General features: G+C 73.3%; 3 protein-coding genes. 2 read left to right on the forward strand and 1 reads right to left on the reverse strand.

Annotation, left to right across the window (positions count from 1 at the left end; translation table 11 throughout):
* Positions 1-178 precede the first annotated feature (178 nt).
* Together P1P75_RS40930 and P1P75_RS40935 are read left to right on the forward strand one after the other, a co-directional pair.
* Entirely contained in the window at positions 179-937 is a 759-nt protein-coding gene (locus P1P75_RS40930) for an ABC transporter ATP-binding protein (protein ID WP_319264962.1), read from the forward strand.
* Positions 938-954: 17 nt separating this feature from the next.
* Positions 955-1950, forward strand: a complete 996-nt coding sequence (locus P1P75_RS40935) for an ABC transporter substrate-binding protein (RefSeq protein ID WP_319264967.1) — start codon at positions 955-957, stop codon at positions 1948-1950.
* A gap of 1 nt (position 1951) precedes the next feature.
* On the opposite strand, the gene P1P75_RS40940 is transcribed toward P1P75_RS40935, so the two are convergent.
* The coding region (locus P1P75_RS40940) for a hypothetical protein (protein WP_319264965.1) at positions 1952-2658 on the reverse strand (707 nt) is incomplete at its 5' end.

Consider the following 2658-nt stretch of genomic DNA (forward strand, 5'->3'; position numbering starts at 1 on the left):
GGTTTCGGGGGGGGGGTTAATTTGTTTTTAGGGGAGGGGGTGGGGTGGGGTTGGGTTGGTGGTGTGCGGCCGGGGTGGGGGCGGGTCGCCCGTCGATGTGCCCGGGGTGCTGTCGTCGAGGTGGCGTGGCGGCCACACCCGCGCGGGGCGCTGACGATGTCCCTGACCGGAGGAGCACATGCGCTTTGATCTGGAGGGCGTCACCGTCGAGGCGGCGGGCGCCCGGATCGTCGACGACATCCGGCTCGCCGTGCCCGAGGGCGCGTTCGTCGGACTCGTCGGCCCGAACGGCAGCGGCAAGTCGACGCTTCTGCGCTGCGCCTACCGAGCCCTGCGGCCCGACGCGGGCGTGATCCGCCTCGGCGGGGACGACGTACGCACGCTGCGGCCGGCCGCCGCCGCGCGCGTCCTGGCAGCCCTGCCCCAGGAGTCCTCCGCCGAGTTCGACTTCACCGTCACCGAGGTGGTCGCCATGGGGCGGCTGCCCCACCGCGACCGCACGGCGCGCACCGACCGGGACATCTGTGCCCACGCCATGGAGAGCACCGGCGTCGCCCACCTCGCCGACCGCGGGTTCCTCGCCCTGTCCGGCGGCGAGAAGCAACGCGTGCTCATCGCCCGCGCGCTGGCCCAGCAGCCGCGCGTGCTCGTCCTGGACGAACCCACCAATCACCTGGACATAGCACACCAGTTGGAGATCCTCTCCCTGGTCCGCGGCAGCGGCCTCACCGCCCTGGCCGCCCTGCACGACCTCAACCTCGCCGCCGCCCACTGCGATCTGCTGTACGTGATCGACGGCGGCCGCATCGTCGCCACCGGCACCCCGGCCGAGGTGCTCCGGCCGGACCTGCTCGCGGACGTGTTCGGCGTCCAGGCCCACCCGGTACTGCATCCCGTCACCGGCACCGTCCAGCTCCTGTTCGACCTTCTCCCCTAAGGAACCCCGTGCCCGCCCTGCGCCCTCTCGTCCTGGCCGCCGCCCTCGCCCTGACCGCCACCGGCTGCGGCGCCACCGTGGAACCGGCGGCGACCACCGACGCCAAGGCCGTCACGCTCACCAACTGCGGCCGCCAGGTCACCTTCGACAAGGTTCCCGAACGCGTCGTCACCAACGACGTCGGCATCACCGAGCTGATGTTCGCCCTGGGCCTGGAGGACCGCATGGCCGGGTTCGCCATGCCCGACGACAAGGGCGATCTGACGGGCGTCCCCTGGAAGGACGGCTACGAGAAGGTGAAGTGGCTGTCCAAGGACCAGCTGACCAAGGAGAACGTCCTCGACGCCCGTGCCGACCTCGTCTTCGCCGGCTGGAACTACGGCTTCCGCGAGGACGGCGGCTTCACCCCGGACGCCCTGAAGAAGCTCGGCATCCCGTCGTACATCCTCACCGAGTCCTGCCGCAACGGCCGCACGGAGAGCTCCCGCGGCATCATGCCGCCCCTGGAGGCGCTCTACGCGGACCTCACCAACTTGGGCAAGCTGTTCGGCGTCGAGAAGCGCGCGGCCGGCCTGATCGCCGGATTCAGGAAGCAGGTCGCCGCCGTCCGCGCCCAGATGCCCGCGGGCGGCGCCCGGCCCACCGTCTTCCTCTACGACAGCGGCCAGGACCAGCCGTTCACCTCCGGCCGGTACGCCGCCCCCGACCAGATCATCAGCGAGGCCGGCGGCACCAACCTGATGCACGACGTGGCCGACTCCTGGACCACGGTCGGCTGGGAGAGCGTCGTCGCACGCGACCCGGACGTCATCGTGATCTGCGACTACGGGGACGTCGGCGCCGAACAGAAGAAGGAGTTCCTCCTGTCCTACGCCCCGCTGCGCAACGTCTCGGCCGTCAAGCACCGCCGCATCGTCGTCCTCGACTACGTCGACCTCGTGGAGAGCCCCCGCAACCCGGCGGCGATCGCCCGCCTCGGCGCCTATCTGCGGACGGTACGGACACAGGGCTGACTCACGGCCGGCCGGACCGGGGCGGGGAGCCGAGGGCGGTGATCTCGGTCAGCGGGGTCCCGCCCGCCCACAGCAGAAGGCGGGCGCCGTCCAGCAGATGGGTGTGCCGGCGGCGGGCCGCCCACGCCTCGTCCCGGTGCGAGAACGTGCCGCGGTGCACGACCAGCCGCACCTGGCGTCCGGACCGCCACCGTGCCCGGCACGAGCAGGCGCCGTCCTCGTCCGGCAGCGGCTCGGCCACCGGCCGGAACGCCACGTCGAGCAGCCGCCCCCGCCGGTCGCGGGCGGCGAGATGGACGGTGTCGTGGGCGGACGGCGGCAGTACCCGCCAGCCGTCCCGGCGCAGCATCCGTGCCACCGCGAGCACCAGCGCCGAGGGGTCCAGATCGGCCAACTCCTCGGCCGTGTAGTAACCATGACGCCGCCGCGCCGGCCGCCGGAACCGGCGGAGCGCGACGACGGCGACCACGCCGAGCGTCACCAGGACCAGGGCCGGGACCCACTGGCCGACGGCGCGGCCCGCCAGCGCCAGGGCCGCGGTCGCGGCAGCCACGGCGAGGACCAGTACGGCGAGTGCGGGCAGCACCTCGCGCAGCCGCGGCCCGTAGCGGCCCGACGCGCGCAGCTCGCGCACGGTCCGGCGGCGGGCACGCCAGGACCCGCCCGCCGCCGCTCGCTTCCCCCTGCTCCCCCTGCGTGCCCCCAGAG

It is taken from the genome of Streptomyces sp. ID05-39B (assembly GCF_033794725.1).
GTDB classification, from domain to species: domain Bacteria; phylum Actinomycetota; class Actinomycetes; order Streptomycetales; family Streptomycetaceae; genus Streptomyces; species Streptomyces bobili.

What these genes read in the sequence shown, in the direction of transcription:
- P1P75_RS40930 (WP_319264962.1), top strand. Translation starts at nt 179, where the DNA reads ATGCGCTTTGATCTGGAGGGCGTCACCGTCGAGGCGGCGGGCGCCCGG.